Source organism: Photobacterium aphoticum (assembly GCF_001029435.1).
GTDB classification, from domain to species: domain Bacteria; phylum Pseudomonadota; class Gammaproteobacteria; order Enterobacterales; family Vibrionaceae; genus Photobacterium; species Photobacterium aphoticum.
In genome coordinates this window covers 25,367-43,702 of record NZ_LDOV01000034.1, presented here as the reverse complement: position 1 = coordinate 43,702, position 18,336 = coordinate 25,367, and the positions used below count along the sequence as shown (strand labels likewise).

Below are 18,336 nucleotides of genomic sequence, written 5' to 3'. Positions count from 1 at the left end.
AGAGATAACCGAGAGATATCACTTTGTATGATATGCCTTTAAAATCATTCGCTTGCAAGCTTGTAACAATTGTAAAAATCGTTTACACCGCATTCAGCAATATAGAGAATAACGCACCATATTGATAATAGTTCTCATTATTGTTGGAAGAGTAGAAATGAAACAAGGACGTACACTTTCCCGTTCCCTGCTTGCTACGGCTGTCGCCGCAGCACTGGTGGCCCCTCTCGTACAGGCTGAGCAAGGTGTGACGGTTGATGAAACCATGGTCGTCACTGGCACGCCGCAAGCATTACCTGATGTCGTGATTGATGCGGCACAACTTGAGAAGCGTCAAGCGACGGATCTGAGTGATATTTTCCGTACCGATCCGGAAGTCACGGTAGGCGGTGGCTCGAGCGTATCACAAAAGATTTATGTGCGAGGGATTGAAGACACCCTGCTGAACGTTACTATCGATGGGGCGACCCAGTCAGGCTATATCTACCACCATCAGGGCCGCCTATCGATTGAGCCCGAACTGATCCGTCAGGTCGAAGTTTCTGCCGGTGCGGGTCGTGCCACAGAAGGGCCGGGCGCATTGGGTGGGGCCATCCGTTTTGTGACCAAAGATCCGCAAGACTTGCTGCAAGGCGATGAGCGCTTTGGTGCTTTGGTCAAAGCGGGCTATTACGACAATACCGAAGGGTATAAAACCAGCCTGAGTGGCTATGGCTACCTCTCTAACCAGTTCAGTGTGCTGGCGACCTTATCGTACAGTGATCAGGATGATTTCACTGACGGCAATGGGGATGAACAACCTTATACGGCTGCAGAAAACAAAGTCGGCTTTGTGAAGTTGGTCGGGGATCTGAGTGATGAGCAGAAGCTAACACTGAGTTACGACCGCCGTGAAGATGAAGCTTACCGATATCATCGCCCACAGTGGGTACCGAGCCGTAAAAATGCGCCGATTAACCAAGAGATGATCCGTGAAACCGTGACCGGTAACTACCAGTTTGATCCGGTGGGGTATGACTGGCTGGGGCTGGATATCACGGCGTACTACACGGAGACATCCTTGGAGCACCTCAATGGTCCTTGGGGAGATTATCTGGGGGAAGCGAAAAGCTACGGTTTTGATTTCCGTAATGTCAGTACCTTCGACCAGCACCTGCTGACGTATGGGGTTGAATACCGCGATGATGAAGGGTATCTGGGCAGCCCTATCTACGGCTCTGACAAGGATGAAGGCCGTGTGGTGGGGGTTTACCTGCAAGGTGATCTGCAACTGACGGATGCTTTCTTGCTAAGTCTTGGCGCACGTTATGATGACTACCAGTTACAAGAGTCTAACAGCGAAGAAATTAATCATGATGGCTTTAGCCCGAACATCAATATCACTTACCAAGTGATGACGGGACTGGATGTGTATGCGGGGTATGCGCAGGCGATCCGGGGTGCGCAGGTACGTGAGATCTTTAAGCTCGATGGGGCGAAAAGTCAGGCGGGTCGTAAAGAAGAGCGTGCTGAAAATACCGAGATTGGTTTCAACTGGTTAACGGGTAACTGGCAAGTGTCCGCGACGGGATACTGGAGTGAAATTAAGGATGTGGTGGGCGAGACCGATGTGCGTCCGCGTGAACTGGCGAACTTGGGCGATCTGAAAACCAAAGGATTTACCGCGCGCGTGGGGTATACCTGGCAAGGTGTGGTCGCAGGATTAAGCTTTAACCACTCCCGTCCAGAACTCAACGGTGAGCCATTGAGTGATGATACGAAAGGGATCGGTACTGCAATCGGCGATACCTGGGTGGCCGATGTCAGCTATCAGGTCTTGGATGACTTAGAGCTAGGGTATGTGGGACGTTATGTGGATCGTCTGACGGATGTGGCGGAAGGCTATGAAGAAAAGCCGGGGTATGCGGTGCATGATATCTATGCCCAGTGGTATCCGCTCAGTGATGATGCATTGGCACTGACCTTTAGTGTGAAGAACCTGTTCGATAAGGCGTATCGCGATCATGCCAGCTACGGTAACAATGGTGAGATTGCCCAAGGAACCTTAGATGCGGGTCGGGATATTCGATTAAATGTGTCTTACGCCTTCTAAACGGTGATAAAAAGCTATAGTTATATAGCGAATCAAACCACGTAAGAGGAGCATTGCTCCTCTTTTTTCGATCCGTTTATGCGCGGTTGAACATGGTTGTAATTTGAGGTTGTCGCTGAGCTTGAAACAGACGAGTAAAGGAGTACCCGTGAAATTAGGCATTGTAATGTTACTGGGCATGTTATGGAGTGTGCCGGTTTGGAGTACCCCGTGGGAGCAGTTTGATTCGCCGAGTGAGGGGGAATCAGAGTCGATCGGCACGTACAACAATGGCTGTCTGGTAGGCGGTGAGTCTTTGCCTTTGGCTGGCAAAGGCTATCAGGTGATGCGTTCATACCGTGGGCGTTATTACGGCCACCCGGATATGATCCAGTTTCTGACCGATCTGTCGCAACAGGCCAATAAACTGGCACTGGGTCAGTTATTGGTGGGGGACATTGCTATGCCACGCGGTGGCCGTTTCTCTTCAGGGCACGCGAGTCATCAGACCGGACTGGATGCCGATATTTGGCTGAAGGTGGTGGATCAGCCGCTCAGTGAGGATGAGTTGATTGATGTGCAGCCGTTGCCGATGGTGCATCTGAAGCAGTACAAAATCAATAAGAAGAACTGGGGGGAATCACAGGCACTGATGATCCAACTGGCTGCTGCCGATGAGCGCGTAGCCCGTATATTTGTGCATCCTGTGATCAAAGAGCAGTTGTGTGCCCGCGAATGGACAGAGCGCGACTGGCTGCGGAAAGTGCGCCCGTGGTGGGGGCATTATTACCATTTCCATGTTCGCCTGAATTGTCCGGCAGGGGACAGCAGCTGTAAAGAGCAGGCGGCACCACCAGAAGGTGACGGCTGCGGGGCTGAATTAGCGTCTTGGAAACCCAAGCCTAAATCTGAGCAAAAGCCGAAAAAGAAAGTCGTGAAGGCGAAGAAGAAAGTGCCGCCACCACCGCCCGCACAATGTTTGGTATTGCTGGAAGGGAGCGGGAAAAAAGACGGCTAACAGAGCGTCAATGGGCGAAAGTCATGTACCGTTTTCAAAGCATAGATCGAAAAAAAGCGCCCTTGGGCGCTTTTTTGTCATTGGCTTTATGGTGAAGCTTATTATGCCAGACCTTGCAGGGTCACGAACTTTTCAAGCAATTCGTCATCGGTTTCGATGTGGTCAGGATCAGTAATGATGCAGTTGGTGATCGGGCAGACCGACTGACAGGTTGGCTTGTCATAGTGGCCTTTGCACTCGGTGCATTTGTCCGGGTCGATCTCATAGATCGCGTCACCCATGGTGATCGCCTCGTTCGGGCACTCCGGATCACACATGTCACAGTTAATGCATTTACTGGTAATGAGCAGTGCCATAACGATTACTGACCGTCTTTTGGTGCGTGTGGGTTACGGGTGTTTTCACCTGAGTTTAGATTACGCATCAGCAGACCGAAATTCAGATCCATGTCTTGTGGGACAGGAATGAACACAAAGTGGCCGTTACCTTTCGCATCATCAATCACTTCAGACTTACGGTTTTCCATTGTCTCAAGTGTGAAGATCACGTTGCCGTTTGGCGTCATCACTTCTAGGCTGTCACCGACCACGAACTTGTTCTTCACTTCGACTTCAGCCAGATCGCCACGGCGTTTACCGGTGAATTCACCCACAAACTGCTGCGCGTCAGAGATAGAGTAGCCGTAGTCGTAGTTCTGGTACGCGTCATGGGTGTGACGACGTAGGAAACCTTCGGTATAGCCACGGTGCGCCAGGCTTTCCAGCGTGCTCATTAGGCTTGGGTCAAACGGCTTACCAGCAACCGCATCGTCGATCGCTTTACGGTACACCTGTGCGGTACGGGCACAGTAGTAGAATGACTTCGTACGGCCTTCGATTTTCAGCGAGTGTACGCCCATCTTGGTCAAACGCTCAACGTGCTGGATAGCGCGCAGATCTTTTGAGTTCATGATGTAAGTGCCGTGCTCGTCTTCAAATGCGGCCATTTTCTCTTCTGGGCGGTGTGCTTCGCTCAGTAGGACAACGTCGTCCGTTGGCTTGCCCAGACCGATAGTGTTGTCAGGACGCTCGTCCTGCACTTCGATCGCTTGTGCCTGGCTTGGGTCAAACTCTTCAACGATCTGACCAGCATCGTTTTCTGTCGCTTTCTCGACTTTGTATTCCCAGCGACATGCGTTGGTGCAGGTACCTTGGTTCGGGTCACGCTTGTTGATGTAACCAGATAGCAGACAACGGCCAGAGTAGGCCATGCACAGTGCGCCGTGAACGAACACTTCGATTTCTGTGTCAGGGCAGTGCTCGCGGATCTCTTCGATTTCTTCCAGAGACAGCTCGCGTGACACGATCACACGTTCAACGCCATTGGCTGCCCAGAATTTTACCGTTGCCCAGTTTACTGCGTTCGCCTGTACAGACAGGTGGATCGGCATTTCTGGGAAGTTTTCGCGTACCATCATGATCAGACCTGGATCAGACATGATCAGGGCGTCAGGGCCCATTTCAACGATAGGCTTAAGATCGCGAATGAAGGTTTTCAGTTTAGAGTTATGTGGCTGAATGTTACATACCACGTAAAGCTTCTTGCCAAGGGCATGGGCTTCATCGATACCGATTTTCAGGTTTTCGAGGTTGAATTCGTTGTTACGAACGCGAAGGCTGTAACGTGGCTGGCCAGCGTAAACCGCATCTGCACCGTAGGCAAACGCGTAACGCATGTTCTTAAGGCTGCCCGCAGGCGATAACAATTCAGGTGTAAACATAGCTCTTATATTCCAGTGTCTGATTGCAAATCAGGCCGTATCGCAGGGATACGGAAGTGAGGCGCGATTTTACTGTGATCCACCACACAAAGGCAATGAAAACGGCACAATGGATGGTGGTTGCGGGGCGTAAGTAAGAAAACAGGCAAGAAAAAGGGAAGCCAGCGCTTCCCTTTTTGTGATGTATTGCCTTGTTTGGCCAGATAATGGGGCGTGATGCCGCGATTACGCTTTTGTTTCCAAACCGCCCAGTACCTCAAACAGGTTAGGCAGGAAGGCAGAGAATTCACCGGCCATCAGCGACAAGTCTGCATCCAGACGTTGCGCCATGTCTTCACGGTCGATGTCGTCGTTTTGATCGCGCAGTTCATCGGCGAACTTCAGGCGTTTCACCGACAAGTCATCACACAAAATGAAGTCGATACGGTCTTGCCAGTTAATCGCCAACTTGGTGACGACTTTATCGGCTTCAATGTGCGCCAGGATTTCATCACAAGACAGATCCTGCTGTTTACAGCGGATCACGCCACCGTCTTCCAGTACCGCTTTGAATTCGGCTTCTTCACCAATGGTGAAGCCTGCTGGCGAGGCGTTTGAACGCACCCATTCCGTCATGGTCAGTTCGGCCGGTTTTTCCGGTGTCACAGGCACAACCGGTAGGCTACCGATAGACTTACGCAGCAGCGCCAGCATATCTTCGGCTTTCTTGAAGCTGCCTGCATCGACCACGATAAAGCCTTCTTTTGGCATGATCAGCGCGTAAGTTTGCTGCTTGCGGCTAAAGGCGCGTGGCAGCAAATCCATCATGATTTCATCTTTGATGGTGTCTTTTTCGCTTTTCTTCAGCTTGCGGCCTTGTTCAGCTTCCATCGCGTCCACTTTCGCGGTCAGTGATTCTTTGATCACAGAAGCCGGTACCATTTTTTCTTCTTTACGCGCGCAGATCAGAATGTTGTCGCCCACCAAGTGCGTGAACATATCGCCGTGCTTGCCTAGCGCGTGCACCCAGCCAAATTTGTGCATGTCTTGGCTGCCGCATGGTGTAAAGCGGAACTCTTCCAGCTGCTTTTCAAGTTGATCGGCATTAAGGTCAATCTCGCGGCTGAAGCGATAAGTGAGTACGTTTTTAAACCACATCATGGCTGTTACAGATCCTAGGTTGTGCATTGGGTTGTCAATCTTATTGCATTGATGGGGCTTTGTCTTAGGTTTTCGCGCTTTTCGCCGAAAGCGCGAAAGCATGACGATTTCGGGAAGGAAAAAGTGCGGTACAATCAAGCCAGTTTCCCTTTGGCATAGAGTGAATTGTCATGAAAATTCTTCACACATCAGACTGGCACCTTGGCCATCAACTGCATGGCTACTCCCGGGATGTGGAGCATCAGGCCTTTTTGGACTGGCTGGCGGACACCTTAGAAGCCGAGCAGGCCGACGCCTTGCTGGTGGCCGGGGATATTTTTGATACCGCCAACCCGCCCGCCAGTGCGTGGCGCATGTTGTACCGCTTTCTGGCCCGTTTAGCCAAAAGCCTGCCACAGCTGGATGTGGTGATGATTGGCGGCAACCACGATTCGCCGAGTAAATTGGATGCCCCGCACGAACTGTTGAAAGCGTTTGATTTGCACATGGTCGGCGGTATTCATCGTCTGGAGAACGGCGCGCTGGATACCGAGCGCATGTTGGTGCCAATCACTAATAAAGAACAACAAACAGCCGCTTATGTATTGGCCGTACCGTTTTTACGCAGCGCGGATTTGCGTACGGAAGGCTTGAATGATGACGATGATCGTCTGATCAAAGGTGTCGAAGTGTTGTACGGCGAAATAACCCAAGCTGCCCGAAAATTGCTTACGCCAGAACAAGCGATGATCGGCATGGGACACGCGTACATGGCATCGGGGCAATTATCTGAAATGTCAGAGCGTCGCGTATTGGGGGGTAACCAGCATGCGCTACCAGCCTCGATTTTTGCCGATGACATCAGTTATGTCGCCCTTGGGCATCTTCACTTGGCGCAGAAAGTGGCAAAGAAAGATCATGTACGTTACAGCGGCTCACCCATTCCGCTATCAATGTCAGAACGTAATTACTCGCATAAAATTCTGGTCGTAGAATTAGAGGGCAGAGAGGTCAAAGCCATTGAAGAAATCAGCATTCCTCGTCGTGTTGATATGCTTAAAGTGCCTGCAAAACCTGCGCCACTGGATGAAGTCTTAGCCGCATTAAAAGCCTTGCCGGATGATGAATTGCCACGAGAGCTACAGCCCTTTTTAGAAGTGCATGTGTTGCTTGATAAGCCTCAAGCCTTATTGCGTGAAAAAGTGCTGCAAGCTTTAGAGGGGAAATCCGTGCGTCTTGCCAAAATTACCCCGCATTACCCTCAGCGCGAGCAACAAGACAGCTGGCAACATCGCCGCTTATCGGATGTGTCACCGCAACAGGTGTTTGCCCTGAGCTGGAATAAAAAATTCGATGGTGAGCCGACTCAAGCCATGGTTGACGCATTTGAAACCCTATTAACGCAAGTTGAAGAACAAGACTAAGAGAGAGAATAACAATGAAAATTCTTGCGCTTCGCGGCGAAAATTTAGCGAGTTTGCAAAGCCTGTTTGAGATTGATTTTGCGGGTGGTCGTTTAGGTGACGCTGGCTTATTTGCGATAACGGGGAAAACGGGGGCGGGTAAATCCACCTTGCTTGATGCGATTTGTTTGGCGTTATTTGATCGTATTCCTCGTTTGCAATCCAACAAAAAGAACGATGCAGAGGTCGGCCGTGAAGACGATGCGGGGCGGATTAAAGCCAATGACGTGCGCAGTATTTTGTCACGGGGTAAAGGCGAAGGTTTTGCAGAAGTCGATTTTGTTGCCAACGACGGCTCTCATTGGCGTGCTCACTGGCATGTTCGTCGTGCACGTGGTCGGGCTGAAGGCAAAATTCAAGCGGCAGAACAATGGTTAGAAAACATTGAAACCGGGCAACGCTTTGCGGGTAAAAAGCAAGAGTTACAAGCGGAAATCGAAAAGCTGATTGGATTGAGTTTCGATCAGTTCCGCCGTGCCGTGATGTTGCCCCAAGGGGAGTTTGCGGCATTTCTAAAAGCCGGCGCGGATGAACGTGCTGCACTGCTAGAGCGTATGACTGGCGGGGAAATTTACGGTCGTTTATCCATTGCTGCCCATGAACGCGCGAAAGACGAAAAACTAAAACTGACGCAGCTTCAAGGCAAGTTAGGTGATATTGCCTTGCTGACCGACGAAGAGCGTGACGCATTACATGCGCAATTAGCGATTGCCCGTGAGCAAGTCAGTCGCCAGCAACAAAAACTTGAGCAACTCAAACAGTACCAAGATGTGTTAGTGAATGCAGAAAAACTGACTCATCGTATTGGTGACAGTGAGCAGCAGTTAGCACACGCCAAGCAAGCGCAACAATTGGCTGAGCCGCGTTATCGTCAACTTAACCAGTATGAACAGGCATTGCCTGCGCGCGGTGATTTCACGCTATTATCGCAAGCTCAACAACAAGTGAGTAAATGGCAGCAGACACTGCAATCGGCCACCACTGAATTAACGGCAAAGCAGCACCAACAAGAACAATTGCACATTCAGGACGCACAAAGCCAGCAGCAATTAGCGCAAAAACAACAGGCATTCAGTGAACTTGAACCCAAGCTAAAACAAGCGGCCAGCATTGAACAAAAACGTGATGGTTTGCTGCAACAAAGCGCGGAGCTAGAACAGCAGTTAGCGAGTTTACATAAAGCATTGACGGCACAACGTGATCAGCTCGCCAGTCAGCAACAACAGCAATATGCCGCCCAATCGCAACAGCAGCAAGTCACGGCAGCGCTGGCGAAAACGCAAGGCGTAAAAGCCCTGGCAGAGCAGCAAAATGCCATCAAAGATAACATCAGTCAGTTCCAACAAGCGCAAAATCACATTGCCCAGTTGCAAGCCGATATGACATTGCGTGAAACAACGTTAGCGACAGTGACGCAGCAGCAGATCCAATTGGATAAACAGCTTTCGGCATTGGATCAGCAAAAACAGCAATTAAGCGAGCAAACGGCTAAGCACGATCTTGCTGCATTAGAGCAATTGCAAGATCAAGAACGCCAACACTATGCGGCCTATCAGCAATTAAGCAGCAAGTTAAAAGAGGGCTTATTTGGCCTCGATAAATGGCAGGGCTTGTTGCAACAACGCGATAAATCTCAGCGTCAGCAGCAAGGTTTAGTCACTAGCATTGCCACCAGTGAGCAGCGTTTAGCGGCATTAGCGCCTGAGTTATTACAACTCGATGCGCAGCATAAAGAAGTGGAATTTCAGCTAAACCAAAGCCGCGCGGTAATGAGCTTAACCGACTATCGCGAGCAGTTGGTTGACGGGGAGCCTTGTCCATTATGTGGTTCAGCCGATCACCCTTATCAGCAGCATAATCCACACGTTGAAAGCATTATTAGCCAGCAACAGCAGCGATTACAGCAATTAGCGCAACAACGACAAGATGCTAACGCCGAGCAGCATCAGTTAACCCAATCTGCCGCGCAAGATAAGCAACGCCAAAGTGAACTTGAGCAAGATATCGCAGGGTTAACTCACACCATTCAAGCGTTCGTCGATCAGCAGCAGTGTCACTGGACAGATCTCATGGCGGTGGATTTGGATGCCATAACGTTAGCGGACATTGTGTTATCGGGTGACAGCGATTTAGCCCAGCTTTCTGATTATCAGGCAAATTGGTCGCAAGCAGTGGACGATGCCAAATCACAAATGCTGCAGATCAAAGAGCAAGGTGAGCAGCGTAAAGTGCTGATTGAAGAGGTGAAGACACAACAGCTTCAGTTACAGCAGTTAACAAAGCAAGAAGCGGAGCTGAAAGAGCAATGTTACCGGTTAACTCAGCAACAAACCCAAGCGCAAGAGCAGTTCAATGCCTTTACCGCACAAGCGAACAACTTGCAAAACGTCGTCGCTGAAAGGCAACAAGCGCTAATGGCTATCTATGGTCATGACGCATGGTTAAACGCATTAGCCCAGCAAGGTAAAGCGGGATTTATTGCGGATTTAGAAGGGCAAATCCTGCAATATCAAAGCAATCTCGAACAGCAACAGCGACTGGATAAACAACTGACAGAGCTTGCGCCAGTGCTCGCGACGTTAACCAATAGCGTTCAGCACGGTGAGCAGCAAGTCAATGAGATCACAGCGAAAGTGACGCGTCTTGCGAAAGAGCAACAGGCTTGTTGGCAACAACGAATTGACCTGATTGGTGAACAACCATTAGATACCATTGAGCGCTCAGCCAAAGCCGATATTGACGCGCAGCAGCAACACTGCCAACAGTTACAAACGCAATTAAGTCAATTAGCAGAAGTGATTGCCGCAGAGCTGACCAAACAGCAGAGCTCAGCCCAACAGTTAGCCGAATATGAAGCGGCGCAACAAAAGCTGCAGCAGGTGTGGCAAGCATGGTTAGAAAAATTCGCGTTAACCGAGGCGGAATTAACGGCGCTGCTGAGTAAAGACGACGCTTGGTTACAGCAAGAGCGCTGTGAACTCAAACAGGTAGAGCAAGCAGTGTCTCAAGGCGAAACCATTGTTAAGGAAAGACAGCAAGCCCAGCAGGATTATCAGCCAACGGTTGCACTTGCCAAGCAGTGGTTGAGTGAGCATAACATCAGTGATGATACGTCAGACCAACAGCAACGATTTACCCAATGGCAGGCGGAAAAGTCACAATTTGATGATCAGGTATTCCAATGCCGTCAGCGTTTAGAGCTGGGCGAACAAGCGGAAAAACAAGCCGGTGATCTTCGTACCGCTTTAGCGACTCAAAAGACGCAAACTGAGTTGTGGATGGAAATGAGTGAGCTGATTGGCTCTGCCACCGGCAACAAATTCCGCACCTTGGCGCAAGGTTTAACCTTGCAGCAGTTGGTGGTGCTGGCCAATCAGCATTTGCAGGATCTGGCGCCACGTTATGCTTTGCAGCCGGTGCCGGGCAGCCCGCTTGCCTTGCAGGTGATTGACCACGATATGGGCGATGAAGTGCGCAGTGTGGAATCCCTGTCGGGCGGCGAGAGCTTCCTGGTGTCACTGGCCTTGGCATTGGCACTGGCGTCACTGGCGGCCGATACCCGTCAGCTGGGCTCGCTGTTTATCGATGAAGGCTTTGGGACGTTAGATCCGGAAAGTCTGGAAATGGCCCTGGCGTGTTTGGATGCCCTGCAAGCGGATGGGCGTCAGATCGGGGTGATTTCCCACGTGGGCACGCTGGTGGAACGGATTGGGGTACAGGTAGCGGTAGAAGCCCAAGGGGGCGGGCGCAGCCGTATTGCCATTCGTGGTTAATGGCGTATGGCATTACGTGGGTGAATAGAAATAAAGACAAGGGTAAAATTCGCCGAAAAGAGAGTGATTTGGCGAATTTTGATGACAAATCAATGAGTGTTTGATTGCATATTGTCGTGATTGGTCACAAAAGTGTCATACTTAACACACATAATGACGCACGACAGACAGTAACCAAAGATAGCAACGAGTAGGTAGAGAACATTATGGTTAGACGGATTCTTGTGGTAGAGGACGAAGCACCAATCCGCGAAATGCTATGTTTCGTTCTTGAGCAGAAAGGCTACCAGCCTATTGAAGCTGAAGATTATGACGATGCCTTGGAAAAAATTTGTGAGCCTTATCCTGAACTGATCCTGATGGATTGGATGTTACCGGGCGGCTCAGGCATTAACCTGATCAAGCATTTAAAACGTGATGAGCTCACTCGTCAGATCCCAGTGGTCATGCTGACGGCGCGTGGTGAGGAAGAAGACAAGGTACGTGGCCTTGAAGTGGGGGCGGATGATTACATCACTAAGCCATTCTCACCGAAAGAGTTAATGGCCCGTCTGAAGGCCGTGATGCGTCGTGTATCACCGACATCGCTGGATGATGTGATTGACGTACAGGGGCTGAAATTGGATCCGGTTTCACACCGTGTGACATCCAATGATGATCCGCTTGAAATGGGCCCGACTGAGTTTAAAATGCTGCACTTCTTCATGACCCACCAAGAGCGTGTGTACAGCCGCGAGCAGCTGCTGAATAACGTGTGGGGCACGAACGTGTATGTAGAAGATCGCACGGTGGACGTTCATATTCGTCGCCTGCGTAAGGCACTGGAGACGGGTGGCCATGATAAATTGGTGCAGACTGTGCGTGGCGCAGGGTACCGATTCTCAACCCGCGTATAGTTTGTAGTTGAAGTGAATAATTGCCGCATCCGGCCGATGCGGTGATGACGGAGTCATTGATGGTAGAGCGGCTTTCGTGGAAAAAATTAGTCTGGGAACTGATGTTTTTCTACTTGCCTTGGATTGTGCTCGGCATGGTTTTTGGCTATATGCCATGGTTTTTATTGATCGCCACCTGGATCCAGTTAATTTGGCATTTCCATAATCAACTGAAAATGTCGAACTGGCTGTGGAAAGAGCGCAGTTTAACCCCGCCATCAGGCTCCGGCAGTTGGGAACCCTTATTCAACGGTATCTATCGCTTACAGCAGCGTAACCGCCGTCGTCGTAAAGAGTTAGCCACCTTGATCCGCCGTTTCCGTAACGGTGCGGAATCCCTGCCCGATGCGGTAGTGGTGTTCCGTAGCGAAGGGAACATTGTGTGGTGTAACAAGTTGGCGCAACACTTGTTGGGGTTCCGCTGGCCGGATGATGCCGGGCAGCCGATCAGCAACCTGCTACGCAGTCCGGATTTTGTCCGTTACCTGACCAAGCAGACGTTTGATGAGCCGCTGGAAATTACCTCGCCATTGAATTACGACCGCACGTTAGAGCTGCGTATCATGCATTACACCGAAGGCGAATACCTGATGGTGGTGCGTGACGTGTCGCAAGTGAAGCAGCTTGAAGGCATGCGTCGTAACTTTTTTGCTAACGTGTCCCATGAGTTGCGTACCCCAATGACCGTGCTGCAAGGGTATTTGGAAATGTCCAAAGATCCGGACATGCTTATCGGCCCGATGTGGGACAAAGCCCACGGCGTGATGACCGAACAGCTATTGCGCATGAACTCCTTGGTGGAGCAGTTGCTGACCTTGTCCAAGATTGAAGCCGCGCCGAATATCGAATTGGAAGAAACCATCGATGTGCCGGCGATGCTGGATGTGTTAGAAAAAGAAGCCGTCTCGCTCAGCGGTGGCGACGAGCATCTGTTCACGTTTGATATCGACAAGTCGCTCAAAGTGCTGGGGGATGAAGATCAACTGCGCAGTGCGATTTCTAATCTTGTCTATAACGCGGTGAAACACACCCCGACCAATGCGGAAGTGACGGTGCGCTGGTTCCGTTCACCGACCGGCCCGCGTCTGGAGGTGATTGACCGTGGGCAGGGCATTGAACCGCAGCATATTCATCGCTTAACCGAGCGTTTCTACCGGGTGGATAAAGCCCGCTCCCGTGAAACCGGGGGCAGTGGTTTAGGACTGGCCATTGTGAAACATGCCTTGAGCCATCACGATTCCCATCTGGAAATTGAAAGTGTGGTAGGGGAAGGCAGTACCTTTGCCTTTACGTTGCCAAAGCGTCTGGTTGCGCATGCCGCATAGACGTAGCATGACATTATTGAGCGGCCCAGTGGGCCGCTTTTGTTGTATCTAAAGGGAGTCAATACGCAGATGAACGGCCGAGTAAATTCGTCACAAGGCGCAGAACAACAGCAGACGGCATGGCGTGCTGTCTGGCGTCATGGCGCGTATGCAGGCTTGTTGGCCCTCGGTATGGTGTGGGCGGCGTCGCCTGTTCATGCCTCACAGGATGTGGCATCACAGAGCTTGGTATCAAAGAGCCAGACACGACAAGAGGTCTTGCCTGAGTATCAAAAGGTCAGTGGTATCTCTGGGAACCTGTCGTCCGTGGGATCCGATACCTTTGCCAACCTGATGACTTACTGGACGGAAGAGTTCAAACGCTACTACCCGAGTGTGAACATTCAGGTGCAGGCGGCGGGATCGTCAACCGCCCCGACGGCGCTGGTGGAAGCGACGGCCCAGTTTGGCCCGATGAGCCGCCGCATGAAAACCAAAGAGATCACGGCGTTTGAAAAAGAGTTCGGCTATAAACCGACAGAAATTCGGGTGGCGATTGATGCGCTAGCCGTGTTTGTGAATCAGGATAACCCGCTGAAGGGGCTGAACTTTGCCCAGTTGGACGCGATTTATTCCCAGACCTTACGCTGTGGCGGCACCCAGTCGATCACTCGCTGGGGGCAACTTGGCCTGACGGGCAGTTGGGCTGCGCGCGATATTCAGTTGTTTGGCCGCAACTCAGTGTCCGGCACCTATGGTTACTTTAAGCAAAAAGCCCTGTGCCACGGGGATTTTCGCAATAACGTGAACGAGCAGCCGGGCTCCGCCTCGGTAGTGCAGTCAGTAGCCAGCTCACTCAATTCTATCGGCTATTCCGGCGTGGGGTATCAAACCACGGGGATCCGCGCCATCCCGATTGCGGAAGAAGGGACCGATTACGTTGAGCCGACGCAGGAAAATGCCGCCAGTGGCCGTTACCCGTTATCCCGTTATCTGTATATCTATATCAACAAGCGACCGAACAAACCGCTGCCGCCCTTGGAAGCGGAATTCATTCGCTTTATTTTGTCGAGTAACGGGCAGGATTTAGTGGCCAAAGATGGCTATGTGCCCTTGCCGGTACATGCGGTGAACACCACGTTGGAAAAACTGGGCCTGTGAGCTGCCATGTTGGACAGAGCGACGAATCGCGACGCGTAAACATCGAATCATGGAAAACAAACAGGCCCACCGCATGGTGAGCCTGTTTTTGTTAGTGTGGCCCTTGGCTGGCGACGTGCGACCAGTTCTTACAGCGTCAGCCTTCTAATAAGGTCAACGTCCAGCCGGCTTTTTGCCAATAGGCTTGCTCTTGCTGTAAGTCAGCAGCCAGCAGGCGGTTGTCGCTTTCCCAGCCAGCAGGCAGGGTGAGCGTCCAGTCTTCTTTATCCGCCTGCACAGTAATGGGCGGGAGCGGTTCGTCACTGCGCTGGCCGTTCAGGGCCACCGCAATGCGTAAGGTGCGGATCAGCGGATACAAATGCTTGCGCTTGTAGATACTGAGCTCCGGCATTTCTTCCAGCTTTAAGCTCTTGCGCTGATAGCGCACTAACGAGGCCAGAACGGTCTGCTGCTCCAGTGTGAACCCCGGCATGGTGCTGTGGCGAAGCAGATACGCTGAATGGCGATGGAATCCCGCATAACTGATGCTCAGCCCTACTTCATGCAGCAGAGCGCCCCATTGCAGCAACGTCGCCAGTTCGGCTTTGGCGAGACCCGGTTGCGGTTCAATCTGGTTATACAGCTTTTCAGCGGTTTCCCGCACGCGCAGGGCTTGATCCGGATCGATGTTGTACTGCTTGGCCATGGCTTCGGCGGTACGGGTGCGAATATCACTGTGGCGAAAACGTTCCTCCATTTCATACAGCAAGCCTTCACGCAGCGCCCCGTCAGAGAAAATCATTTCCTCGATATGGAAGGATTGGAATACCGCATGCAAAATCGCGACCCCTGCGGCAAACACCGGTTTGCGATCATCACTGAGGCCTTCCAATTCCAGATCGTCAGCGTGCTTCACCGCTAAGATAGCCTCGATCAACTGGTTCAGGCGTTTGGCGGTGATGATCCCGTCGCTGTGGCCCAATCCGATCAGCACTTCACGAATGGCTTTGATGGTACCGGATGAACCAATGGCGGTTTGCCAGCCGGTACGGATGTATTTTGTGGCAATGCTTTCGAGTTTTTGCTGCGCGGCTAATTGCGCGGCATTGAAGTGCTTGGCGCTGATTTTACCTTTCGGGAAATACTGTTGGTTATAGCTGACACACCCCATGTGCTTGCTGTAGGTCAGCTGAGTATCAAAGCCCTCACCAATGACAAGCTCGGTACTGCCGCCGCCAATGTCCACCACCAGTGTCTGGCCGGTTTCCGGTTGGGTGTGTGCCACGCCCAGATAAATCAGACGGGCTTCTTCGGTACCGGGAATGATTTCGATCGGGTAAGGCAAAACGTGTTCGGCACGTTGTAAGAACACCGCTGCGTTTTGTGCCTGACGCAAAGTATAAGTCGCGGCAATACGCACGTTATCCGGATCAAACCCCTGCAGGCGTTCACCAAACATCGCCAGACAGTGCAAGCCGCGTTGCATCGCGGCTTGGTCGAGGTGGTGATGCTCATTGAGGCCCGAGGCCAAATGGACGCGCTGTTTGTGGCGGCTGATGATTTGCAGGCTCTGCCCGACCACGCGTGCCACGACCATATGGAAACTGTTTGATCCCAGGTCAATGGCCGCGATTTCTCTTGGGCGTTCGGGTTCCGTCATAGGCACAATCACTCTTTATCGGCTTTCTTTTTCAGCTGCTTTTCTGCATGTTTCAGGTACTCGTAAATCGCGATTTGTGAGCGGATTTTCCGCTTGTTACCGCGCGGCACATATTCATTGGTCATGGCTTTGTTGATGATGCGCGCCTTCACCGTATCAGACAGCTGAATATTCAGGATATCGATGATCTTTTTCTTCAAGGCCGGATCGTAAATCGGGCAACCCACCTCAATGCGGTTGTCGATATTGCGTGTCATCCAGTCGGCCGAAGAAATAAAGACATCGGGATCCCCGTTATTGTCGAACACCACCACACGTGGGTGTTCAAGGAACCGGTCAACGATACTGATGGCGTGGATATTGTCACTGATCCCGGGAATGCCCGGGACAAGCGTACACATACCGCGCACGATCAAATCGACTTTTACACCGGCGCTGCTGGCCTGGTAGAGCATGTTAATCAAGCCCTTATCAACCAGATTGTTCACCTTTAGTGTAATACGTGCTGGCAGGTTTTGCTTGGCGTGGGCAATTTCCCGATCAATCAAATCATACAAGCGTGATCGCGAGTTCTGTGGCGAGACAATCAGGTGCTTAAACTTCACCGGACGGTACGGATTTTGAATGTAGTTAAACACCATGCGGACTTCATCCGTCAGGGCTTTTTCACAAGTCATCAGCGAGAAATCGGTATAAATACGGGCGGTTTTTTCGTGGAAGTTACCGGTCCCGATATGGGCGTAGCGGACTAACTCATCGCCCTCGCGACGGGTGATCAGACACAATTTAGAGTGAATTTTCAGTCCCGGCACCCCAAACACCACCTGTACGCCGGCTTCGGTCAGGCGACGGGCCCACTCGATATTGGCAGATTCATCAAAGCGGGCCTGCAGCTCGACCACCACGGTCACGCGCTTGCCGTTGTTGGCCGCATCAATCATAGATTCGATAATGCGCGAGTTTTTTGCCACGCGGTAGATGTTGATTTTAATGCTGCGCACTTTGGGATCGTAAGCGGCCTGGCGCACCAATTCCGTCATGTGATTGAAGGTGTGGTACGGGTAGTACAGCAGAATGTCTTGCTGTTTCAGGGCCTCAAACGCGTTGCGGGCACTGACAAACTGGTAGCTTTCAATCGGCGGCAGCGGTTTGTTTTCCAGATAGCTGCGCCCCACATTGGGAAAGCCGATGAAGTCTTTGAAGTTATGGTAGCGACCACCGGGAATAATACTGTCGTAGCTGGAGACTTTCAGGAGCCCGCAGAACACCTCAATCATATCGGTTGGCATATTGCGCTGATACACAAAACGCACCGGCATGGCCGTCAGACGCTGGTTCAGCCCCTCTGACATCTGCTCCAGCAGGCTGTGCTCCACTTCCTGACTCAAATCATATTCCGCATCGCGGGTCATTTTCATCGAATAGGCCGCGAGGCTGTCGTAGTCAAAAAAGCCACTGAAAATATCGTCCAGACAGAAGCGAATAATGTTATCGAGCAGGATCAACGTTTTGTGGCGTTTGCCCTTGGCTTCCGGCAGCTGAATAAAGCGCGGTAGTTGATCGGTCGGGATTTCGATCAGGGCATAACGCTTGTGCTCGCCCTGCTGCATTTCAATGGCGAGATACGAATATTCGTCCTTTAAGAATTGCAGCAGGTCGATGTCGTCAGTGACCAGAATAGGGGTGATGTGCGGCAGGATCTGGGTGCGGAAGTGCTTACGTAACCAGATCTTTTGGTTATCGTTGAGCTGCTGTTCATTGACCAGGAAAATATGGCGACGGGCCATCTCCAGCAGGATCTCGTTGTACAGGGTGTCGAAGTCCTGATTGAGTTTCAGTACGCGGCTTTGAATGCGGCTGAGCAGTTGTTTCGGGCTTTCATCGCCGCCTTGCTCTTCGTTGATCAAAATGCGGCGTTTAACATCCGCAAAGCGTACTTTGTAGAACTCATCGGTGTTGCTGGAATAAATCCCCAAAAAGCGGACCCGCTCAATGATCGGGACAGACTTATCTGCCGCTTCTTGCAGTACCCGTTCATTAAACGATAGCCAGCTCAGTTCCTTGTCAATATAAAGCGATTCCGTGCTCATCATT

General features: G+C 51.3%; 12 protein-coding genes. 7 read left to right on the top strand and 5 right to left on the bottom strand.

Features of this window, described 5'->3' with window-relative positions:
* Nucleotides 1-157 precede the first annotated feature (157 nt).
* Together ABT58_RS18305 and mepA are read left to right on the top strand one after the other, a co-directional pair.
* Nucleotides 158-2,092: a TonB-dependent receptor domain-containing protein gene (locus ABT58_RS18305; RefSeq protein WP_047875896.1), complete on the top strand. Its 1,935-nt coding sequence runs from the start codon at nucleotides 158-160 to the stop codon at nucleotides 2,090-2,092.
* A gap of 166 nt (nucleotides 2,093-2,258) precedes the next feature.
* On the top strand, nucleotides 2,259-3,089 hold the full coding sequence (mepA, locus tag ABT58_RS18300) for a penicillin-insensitive murein endopeptidase (RefSeq protein ID WP_047875906.1): 831 nt from the start codon (nucleotides 2,259-2,261) through the stop codon (nucleotides 3,087-3,089).
* Nucleotides 3,090-3,190: 101 nt separating this feature from the next.
* Here mepA and ABT58_RS18295 read toward each other — a convergent pair whose 3' ends face one another.
* From ABT58_RS18295 to rdgC, 3 genes are all read right to left on the bottom strand, one after another.
* Nucleotides 3,191-3,445 carry a YfhL family 4Fe-4S dicluster ferredoxin gene (locus ABT58_RS18295; protein WP_047875895.1) on the bottom strand — a complete coding sequence of 85 codons (255 nt, stop codon included), beginning with the start codon at nucleotides 3,443-3,445 and terminating at the stop codon, nucleotides 3,191-3,193.
* A 5-nt stretch (nucleotides 3,446-3,450) separates the two neighbouring features.
* Nucleotides 3,451-4,848, bottom strand: coding sequence for a prephenate-dependent tRNA uridine(34) hydroxylase TrhP (trhP, locus tag ABT58_RS18290; RefSeq protein WP_047875894.1), 1,398 nt, complete (start codon nucleotides 4,846-4,848; stop codon nucleotides 3,451-3,453).
* A 225-nt stretch (nucleotides 4,849-5,073) separates the two neighbouring features.
* On the bottom strand, nucleotides 5,074-5,985 hold the full coding sequence (rdgC, locus tag ABT58_RS18285; protein ID WP_189595461.1) for a recombination-associated protein RdgC: 912 nt from the start codon (nucleotides 5,983-5,985) through the stop codon (nucleotides 5,074-5,076).
* Nucleotides 5,986-6,158: 173 nt separating this feature from the next.
* Here rdgC and ABT58_RS18280 point away from each other — a divergent pair, with 173 nt between their 5' ends.
* The 5 genes from ABT58_RS18280 to ABT58_RS18260 all read left to right on the top strand — a co-directional run bounded on the left by ABT58_RS18280 (nucleotide 6,159) and on the right by ABT58_RS18260 (nucleotide 14,603).
* Nucleotides 6,159-7,391, top strand: a complete 1,233-nt coding sequence (locus ABT58_RS18280) for an exonuclease SbcCD subunit D (RefSeq protein WP_047875892.1) — start codon at nucleotides 6,159-6,161, stop codon at nucleotides 7,389-7,391.
* Nucleotides 7,392-7,405: 14 nt separating this feature from the next.
* Nucleotides 7,406-11,203: an AAA family ATPase gene (locus tag ABT58_RS18275; protein WP_047875891.1), complete on the top strand. Its 3,798-nt coding sequence runs from the start codon at nucleotides 7,406-7,408 to the stop codon at nucleotides 11,201-11,203.
* 206 nt (nucleotides 11,204-11,409) lie between these two features.
* Nucleotides 11,410-12,099: a phosphate regulon transcriptional regulator PhoB gene (phoB, locus tag ABT58_RS18270; RefSeq protein ID WP_047875890.1), complete on the top strand. Its 690-nt coding sequence runs from the start codon at nucleotides 11,410-11,412 to the stop codon at nucleotides 12,097-12,099.
* 59 nt (nucleotides 12,100-12,158) lie between these two features.
* Nucleotides 12,159-13,463: a phosphate regulon sensor histidine kinase PhoR gene (gene phoR / locus ABT58_RS18265; RefSeq protein ID WP_047875889.1), complete on the top strand. Its 1,305-nt coding sequence runs from the start codon at nucleotides 12,159-12,161 to the stop codon at nucleotides 13,461-13,463.
* Nucleotides 13,464-13,634: 171 nt separating this feature from the next.
* On the top strand, nucleotides 13,635-14,603 hold the full coding sequence (locus tag ABT58_RS18260; protein ID WP_047875905.1) for a PstS family phosphate ABC transporter substrate-binding protein: 969 nt from the start codon (nucleotides 13,635-13,637) through the stop codon (nucleotides 14,601-14,603).
* 136 nt (nucleotides 14,604-14,739) lie between these two features.
* Here the strand turns inward: ABT58_RS18260 and ppx are convergent, their stop codons facing one another.
* Entirely contained in the window at nucleotides 14,740-16,242 is a 1,503-nt protein-coding gene (ppx, locus tag ABT58_RS18255) for an exopolyphosphatase (protein WP_047875888.1), read from the bottom strand.
* A gap of 8 nt (nucleotides 16,243-16,250) precedes the next feature.
* Nucleotides 16,251-18,332, bottom strand: coding sequence for a polyphosphate kinase 1 (gene ppk1 / locus ABT58_RS18250; protein WP_047875887.1), 2,082 nt, complete (start codon nucleotides 18,330-18,332; stop codon nucleotides 16,251-16,253).
* Nucleotides 18,333-18,336 lie beyond the last annotated feature (4 nt).